The sequence below is a fragment of the Novosphingobium sp. KN65.2 genome (genome assembly GCF_001368935.1).
Taxonomy (GTDB): domain Bacteria; phylum Pseudomonadota; class Alphaproteobacteria; order Sphingomonadales; family Sphingomonadaceae; genus Novosphingobium; species Novosphingobium mathurense.
This window is the reverse complement of record NZ_CCBH010000065.1, coordinates 1-6,677: the sequence shown is the minus strand read 5'-3', so window position 1 is coordinate 6,677 and position 6,677 is coordinate 1. Positions and strand designations below refer to the sequence as shown.

10 protein-coding genes are annotated in these 6,677 nt (G+C 60.2%); all 10 read left to right on the top strand.

The features are described from left to right. On the top strand, window positions 1-294 hold a 294-nt coding region (locus SPHV1_RS25335), incomplete at its 5' end, for a hypothetical protein (protein ID WP_197277616.1). Between the two features lie 3 nt (window positions 295-297). After that, window positions 298-1,206, top strand: coding sequence for a Mu-like prophage major head subunit gpT family protein (locus SPHV1_RS02395; protein ID WP_054944501.1), 909 nt, complete (start codon window positions 298-300; stop codon window positions 1,204-1,206). A gap of 183 nt (window positions 1,207-1,389) precedes the next feature. Next, on the top strand, window positions 1,390-2,094 hold the full coding sequence (locus tag SPHV1_RS02390; RefSeq protein WP_054944500.1) for a hypothetical protein: 705 nt from the start codon (window positions 1,390-1,392) through the stop codon (window positions 2,092-2,094). Further along, window positions 2,094-2,294 carry a hypothetical protein gene (locus SPHV1_RS02385; protein ID WP_054944499.1) on the top strand — a complete coding sequence of 67 codons (201 nt, stop codon included), beginning with the start codon at window positions 2,094-2,096 and terminating at the stop codon, window positions 2,292-2,294. The genes SPHV1_RS02390 and SPHV1_RS02385 overlap by 1 nt, the downstream gene beginning before the upstream one ends. Next, window positions 2,291-2,542 carry a hypothetical protein gene (locus SPHV1_RS02380; protein ID WP_054944498.1) on the top strand — a complete coding sequence of 84 codons (252 nt, stop codon included), beginning with the start codon at window positions 2,291-2,293 and terminating at the stop codon, window positions 2,540-2,542. Before SPHV1_RS02385 ends, SPHV1_RS02380 begins: the two co-directional genes overlap by 4 nt. 2 nt (window positions 2,543-2,544) lie before the next feature. Further along, window positions 2,545-2,766 (top strand): hypothetical protein, encoded by a 222-nt coding sequence (locus SPHV1_RS02375; protein ID WP_054944497.1) that lies wholly within the window; start codon window positions 2,545-2,547, stop codon window positions 2,764-2,766. A 9-nt stretch (window positions 2,767-2,775) separates the two neighbouring features. Further along, a complete protein-coding gene (locus SPHV1_RS02370; RefSeq protein WP_054944496.1) occupies window positions 2,776-3,459 on the top strand; it encodes a hypothetical protein in 684 nt (227 codons plus the stop codon). After that, on the top strand, window positions 3,459-4,805 hold the full coding sequence (locus SPHV1_RS02365; protein ID WP_054944495.1) for a packaged DNA stabilization protein: 1,347 nt from the start codon (window positions 3,459-3,461) through the stop codon (window positions 4,803-4,805). The genes SPHV1_RS02370 and SPHV1_RS02365 overlap by 1 nt, the downstream gene beginning before the upstream one ends. After that, the gene (locus SPHV1_RS02360; RefSeq protein ID WP_156367209.1) at window positions 4,802-5,950 is read left to right on the top strand and encodes a hypothetical protein; all 1,149 of its coding nucleotides are present in this window, start codon (window positions 4,802-4,804) and stop codon (window positions 5,948-5,950) included. Before SPHV1_RS02365 ends, SPHV1_RS02360 begins: the two co-directional genes overlap by 4 nt. Window positions 5,951-6,087: 137 nt before the next feature. Beyond that, a complete protein-coding gene (locus SPHV1_RS02355) occupies window positions 6,088-6,630 on the top strand; it encodes an aspartyl/asparaginyl beta-hydroxylase domain-containing protein (RefSeq protein ID WP_054944493.1) in 543 nt (180 codons plus the stop codon). Window positions 6,631-6,677: the final 47 nt, after the last annotated feature.

Genomic DNA, 6,677 nt, shown 5'->3' with positions numbered 1-6,677 from the left:
TTTTGCACCGCCGTTCTCACGCAGGGTTCGGGCGGCACTCCGCTCACCGCCAACGATATCGGCCTCAACGTCAATATCAGCGTGGTTGCGGGCTCGACCTATACCGGCCAGTCCGGCTCGGTCATCGACAACACCACCGAGGCCACGACCAACACCCTCGATCTCAAGATCGTCGGCATGGTCAACCGCGCCGACAACGACCCCGGCAGCGCCGTGGGTACGGGTGCGGCGTCGTCCCACTTCCTGGTGCGGATCAACCGTCACCAGTTTGTCAACCAGATCGCGGGGGTCTAAACCATGAGCGTCGTATCAACCGGCAATATTGCCAAGCTCCTCTGGCCCGGCCTCAACGCACGCTGGGGCGCCAACTACACCGAGCATCCGACCGAGTACACCGACCTCGTGGACGTGTTCTCGTCGGATATGACCTACGAGGAAGATCAGGAGATGACCGGCTTCGGCATGGCTCCTGTGAAGCCGCAGGGGCAGCCCACGGTCTACGACACCATGTCGCAGGGCGTTACGTCCCGCTACACCCATGTCGCCTACGGTCTGGGCTTCATCATCACCCGCGAGGCGATCGATGACAACCAGTACGAGAAGGTCGGCATGCAGCGTACCGGATCGCTGGCGTTCTCGATGCGTCAGACCAAGGAAAACGTGGTTGCCAACCTCTACAATCGGGCTTTCAACAGCTCGTACGTGGGTGGCGATGGTGTTGCCTTGCTTAGCACCGCACACCCAAGCGTTGCCGGCAACTGGTCGAACAAGCTGGCGACTGATGCTGACCTGTCCGAAGCCTCGCTCGAAGATCTGGTCATCCAGATCGGGCAGGCCAAGAACAGCCGCGGCATGAGGATCTCGATCAAGCCAAAAAGCCTGGTCATCCCGGTCCAGCTTCAGTTCGAAGCGGCCCGCATCCTCAAGTCGGTGCAGCAGTCGGGCACGGCGAACAACGACATCAACGCTCTGCGTACGATGGGCGCGTTCCCGGACGGCATCAAGGTCAACCACTACCTGACCGACGCGGATGCATTCTTCATCCGCACCGATGCGCCTGAAAGCCTCAAGTTGTTCCAGCGTGTCGCGGCCGAGTTCGCCCAGGACAAGGACTTCGATTCCGACAACTTGAAGTACAAGGCCTATGAGCGCTACTCGACCGGTTGGAGCGATCCTCGCGGCCTGTATGGCTCTGCCGGCGCGTAATCGTCGCTGAGCTTTCACCGGCTCGCAACGGAAGGCCCCGGGGGAAACTCCGGGGCCTTTTCATTTATGCGGCATTGTGGCATAAAACTCCTGCCCGCATCCGCGCTCGGGCAACTCTAGGCAAATGCGGACCTGACAGGCGCTGCACACGCAGCGTTCGCATGAACGCCTAGAGGTTCCCACATGGCTACTCCCACCCGTTTTCCGTACGGCGTCACCAACGTCGCCAAGTCCAATCCGCTCGGTCAGTTCGGCATGCTCGACCCGACCCAGTGGCACGTCTATTTCAACGACTTCGACACCTACAACGCTGCCGACTGGACGATCACCACGACCGAGGCCGGTGCAGGTTCGGCTACCGAGGCGCTGACCGACATCGACGGCGGCGCGCTGCTGATCACCAACGACAGCGCCGACAACGACAACGACTTTTTCCAGAAGATCGGCGAGAGCTTCAAGATGGAGGCGGGCAAGAAGGCGTTTTTCAAGGCGCGCTTCAAGGTGTCCGATGCCACGCAGAGCGATGTCGTGATCGGCCTGCAGGTGACCGACACCACGCCGCTCGACGTGACGGACGGCATCTACTTCCTCAAGGCCGACGATGCCGCGACGATCAGCGTCATCTGCCGCAAGGACGCCTCGACCGGTTCGACCAGCGCCAGCGCCATCGCCACGCTATCCGATGACACCTTCGTCACCGTCGCCTGGTACTATGACGGCAAAGACGCGGTGGCCTACTACATCGATGATGTCCATCTGGGCACGCTCGATGGCTCTTCGACCTACCTGCCCGATACCGAGCTGACGGTCTCCTTCGGCATCCAGAACGGTGCCGCAGCGGCCAAGACCATGACGCTCGATTACGTGTTCGCCGCGAAGCAGCGCTGATGCGTTATCGGATCTCCGGAAAGAAGGGCAGCTACACGCTGACCGTTGAAGACGGGGAGGACATGATCCTCTCCGTCCCTTCGGCAACCCTGACCGAAGCAAAGGCCCTGCAGCGCCGCGCGGTACTTGAGGGCGTCAGTGCGCTCGAGGCCGCGCGCCCGGCCGCAACCCCACCCAAGAAGAGGAGCACCGCGAAATGAGCGGTCGTACATACAAGGATCTGTCGCCTGCACATGGCGCCGTCGCCGTCGATGTCTCGTCTGTCGATCAGGTTCTGGCAGCAGGTTGCCGCGCGCTCTACATCGGCACTACCGGTCATGTGGTGGTCGATATGCCGAACGCCACCGGCATCACATTCAGCAACGTCCCGGTCGGCGTCCTGAACATTCAGGTCACCAAGATCTATAATTCCGGGACCACGGCATCGACCATCGTGGCGCTGTACTGACCATGGAGCGCGGCGCCCGGGCCATCTGCGATGCGAGCGGCTTCAAGTGCTATGCCGACGAGCTGGTCAAGCAGTGGGATGGCGCGATGGTCCTGCCGCAGTTCCTCGACAAGCGCAATCCGCAGGACTTCATGACCGGAGTGCGGGAATCGGTGCGCCAGTTCACGCGCCCCGAGGCGCCGGACGTTTTTCTGTCGTCGGAAGTCACGCCTGACGACCTCTAGGGGTAGACCATGACCAGCGGCTCAACCGACTTCACGCTCGTCACAAACCAGATCATCGAGGAAGCCTTCGACTTGTGCGGCATCGGCTCGGAGGGCGAGGCGATCTCGGCTGACCAGTACGCGCGCGCCAAGCGATCGCTCAACCTGATCGTCAAGCACAAGGGCATGAAAGGGCATTTGTGGGTACGCGAGGACAAGACCGTCACTCTCGTTGCCTCGCAGGCCGGGTATGCACTGACACCCAAGCCCCTGCGCGTCATGGAAGTGCGGCGCAAGGTGACCTCATCCGGCATTGAAACACCCCTGAGCGAGTGGGCGCGTGGACAGTACAAGGATCAACCGAACAAGGCGACCGAGTCCATTCCGGTGGCCTACTACTACGACCCGCAACTCTCGACCGGTACGCTTTACCTCTGGCCGACGCCTTCATCGGCCACAGCATCGGCCATGACCGTCGAATTGACCGTGCATCGGGTCATGGACGACTTCGACGGATCAGCAGACGCGCCGGATCTGCCGCAGGAGCAACTACGCTCGCTGGTTTATGACCTAGCCGAGGAATTGGCCCTGAAATACGCGATCCGCGCCGATCTGAGGCAGGAAATCGCCGCGCGTGCCGCCCTGTATCGTGCGGAAGCGGAAAGCTGGGACACTGAGCCCGCGAGCCTGTACCTGCAGCCGGATCACCACTGATGCAGCGCCTCAAGCCTGCCCTGCAATACAGCGCGGGCCGGTCCTACACATGGTCCGGCGCCGTCCTGACGAACGCCTATGCGGAGGTTTCGGACGGCGACAAGCGTGAGGCATTCGCGGTCTTGGCAACGCCTGGCCTGACGCTGTGGACGACACTCCCCGATGGTCCTTACCGGGGCAGCGTGATGTGCGCCGGGGTGCTGTATGTCGTCTCGGGTGGCTTCCTGTACTCGGTGGACAGCGCCGGAAGCTACACGCAGCTTGGTGGCATTCCCGGCTCAGGCCCTGTCTCTATGGCCGCGAACTACACCGAGGTTGCCGTAGCCGCGAATGGAACCGGTTACGTCTGGTCCGGCGGCGCGCTTTATACGCCGGTCCCGTTCGATGTGTCCTCGGTCATCTATTTTGACAGCTACATAGTCTGGCAGATCAAGGATTCCGAGCAGTTCATCATTTCCGCTCTCGGCGATGCCCTGACCTACGATGCCGCCGATGTCGCGTCGGTCGAGGGATCGCCGGACAACATCATCGGCATGGTCAACAACCATCGCGAGTTGCAATTTTTCGGCGCGGGCACCATAGAAATTTTCTACAACTCGGGGGCAACGGACTTTCCATTCGAGCGCCAGGGCAACAGCTTCATCGAGCGCGGATGCCTCGACCGCGACAGCATCGTCAAGATCAACAATACAGTGATGTTCGTCGGCGATGACCGCATTGTCTATTCTCTGGCGGGGTATTCGCCGGATCGTGTTTCAACGCACTGGGTAGAATATCTCCTGCGCGATGCGACTTATGCGCGGGCATGGACCTACGATCAGGAGGGCCACAAGTTCTACGTGCTCGAATGCGACCGCGGTACGATCCTGTTCGATATCGCAACCGGCGCCTGGCACAAGCGCGCCTCGTACGGTTCGGACTTCTGGCGCTGCAATGGCGGCATCGTTGCCTACGACCGGACCATCCTTGGCGACCGGGACAATGGCAATCTCTACATTCCCTCGCCCGACGTTCACACCGAGAACGGCGACCCGATCATCGTGCAGGTCGATCTGCCTCCCATCGAGGCGAACCGCGAGCGCATGACAATGTACTCGTTCGAGATCGTCATGGATACCGGTCTCGGGAATGGCGATGTCGAAGATCCGCAGGCCATGTTGCAATATTCCGACGACAACGGCCATCGCTGGTCGAACGAGATGTGGCGCTCGCTCGGCAAGGTCGGTGAGTACCGCACGCGCGCAGTCTGGCGCAAACTGGGCCAATTCCGCCAACGCCAGATGCGCATCAGGATCAGCGATCCGGTGAGCCGGTTCCTCGTCTCGTACTGGGCAGACATTCAATGAGCGGTTTCCCGATCAATCCCCCGGGCTCGCCGCTCGGAACGATTGCCGGAAATTCGGTCAGGGTGTCGCCTGAGTGGTATCGCTTCTTCTCGCAGGTTCAGAAGCGCATAGGCAGTGGCACAGACCCATTGGGAGCAACCCCTTTCCTTACGCTCGACTATAACGATGGCCTCGGCTCAGAGCGGAAATTCACGCCCGTAAGCGGTCAGTTGACGGGCACGGATGGCGGCGCCGATGGACCTTACACGCTTGGGCTTGCCGACACGGCTGTCACCCCATCAGGTTATGGAAGTGCGTCTACCGTTCCATCTATTGTAGTTGACGCCAAGGGTAGAATTACATCGGCATCTGATACGCCTATCGCTATCAATGCAAGCGCGGTGACTGGCAACGATCTAACAAGGGTAAACGACACCAACGTCACACTGACCCTCGGGGGGACACCGACAGGATCGCTGCTGAAGGCCGTTTCGTTTACCCTTGGGTGGACGGGCACGCTGGATGAAACGCGCGGCGGTACGGGAATGTCGTCCTATATTGCAGGCGATCTCATTTACGCGGCCAATGCGACAACGCTCGCACAACTCGGTATCGGCACGACTAACTACGTCCTGACCAGCAACGGCACACTACCCACTTGGACGGCGAACACCGGCACCGGCAATGTTGTGCGTGCCTCCAAGCCATCGTTTACCACAGCAATAGGTGTAGGCGCTGCAACCGCGTCGGCTTCCGGGTCTGGCATCTCCTTCCCGGCCACGCAGGACGCCAGCACCGATCCAAACACGATGGACGATTACGAGGAAGGCACATGGACACCAACGGTTACAGCGGGTTCCGGCACGCTGACCACGGTTTCAGGCTCCGGCTATTATACCAAGATCGGGCGGCACGTTTTTACCACGGTGGTCATTAATATTACCGACAATGGGACGGGAGCGAATCATATAAGATATACGCTTCCGTTCACTGCTGCTGCATCCGCGAGGTGGGTCGGAGTAGGCCGCGAACTTAATGCGACCGGAAGTTCGCTTACTGCAACGCTTAGTCCGTCAGAGGCTTCTGCGGTCGTCTTTACCTACAACAACACATATCCAGGCGGGACCGGCTACCAGATTGTGGCGACATTGGATTATTTCGTGTGATCCGTCTCTAGCGGAGCTGCGCCTTGCCGAAGAGGACAGTAGGTGTTAAAACGCGTGGTGTGACGCACTTGCGCGTCCGGCTGCGCAACCGGGCAATCACTCCAGACAGATAGCGCCAAACAACTGTCTGGGTATCGATGCGCAATTTCACGAAAATCTTTGAGCAGATGGATGTGGTGCCGCTTCTTGCCGCGCTCGCGTCTAAGCCGAACCTGTGGAATGCGAACAAGCTGCGCACGACGTTCCCGGGCTCACCCCATGCGGAAACGGACGACATTTGGCTGTTCTTCAATGAGATCGGTGAGGACGCCGCCGAAGTCGTCAACGACATCCAGACGCGCCCCTATGACGCATGGCATGAACTACCGCAGGCGCGAGGCCTCGTTTTCGATTTGATGCGTCGTGTAGGTGGTGTGCAGCTCGGTCGCGTCCTGATCACACGTCTGCCGCCTGGCGGAATCATCCCCGAGCACGCAGATCAAGGAGCGCCGGCCGATTTCTACCAACGCTTCCAGATCGCGCTTCAGTGCCTACCCGGCTGCACCTTCCGCATCGGTGAAGAGACGGTGAATTTCAACATGGGGGACTGCTGGTGGATCGACAATTCGGTCCCGCACGAGGTCGTAAACAATTCTGCCGATGACCGACTGGCGTTGGTCGTTGACGTGAGGGTCGCATGAACGCTCTGGCGCGAAAGGAGGTGATCGTGTCCGTCGTCGAGACATTT

Coding starts and splice junctions, on each gene's coding strand:
- SPHV1_RS02395 (WP_054944501.1), top strand. CDS start 298: ATGAGCGTCGTATCAACCGGCAATATTGCCAAGCTCCTCTGGCCCGGC.
- SPHV1_RS02390 (WP_054944500.1), top strand. CDS start 1,390: ATGGCTACTCCCACCCGTTTTCCGTACGGCGTCACCAACGTCGCCAAG.
- SPHV1_RS02385 (WP_054944499.1), top strand. CDS start 2,094: ATGCGTTATCGGATCTCCGGAAAGAAGGGCAGCTACACGCTGACCGTT.
- SPHV1_RS02380 (WP_054944498.1), top strand. CDS start 2,291: ATGAGCGGTCGTACATACAAGGATCTGTCGCCTGCACATGGCGCCGTC.
- SPHV1_RS02375 (WP_054944497.1), top strand. CDS start 2,545: ATGGAGCGCGGCGCCCGGGCCATCTGCGATGCGAGCGGCTTCAAGTGC.
- SPHV1_RS02370 (WP_054944496.1), top strand. CDS start 2,776: ATGACCAGCGGCTCAACCGACTTCACGCTCGTCACAAACCAGATCATC.
- SPHV1_RS02365 (WP_054944495.1), top strand. CDS start 3,459: ATGCAGCGCCTCAAGCCTGCCCTGCAATACAGCGCGGGCCGGTCCTAC.
- SPHV1_RS02360 (WP_156367209.1), top strand. CDS start 4,802: ATGAGCGGTTTCCCGATCAATCCCCCGGGCTCGCCGCTCGGAACGATT.
- SPHV1_RS02355 (WP_054944493.1), top strand. CDS start 6,088: ATGCGCAATTTCACGAAAATCTTTGAGCAGATGGATGTGGTGCCGCTT.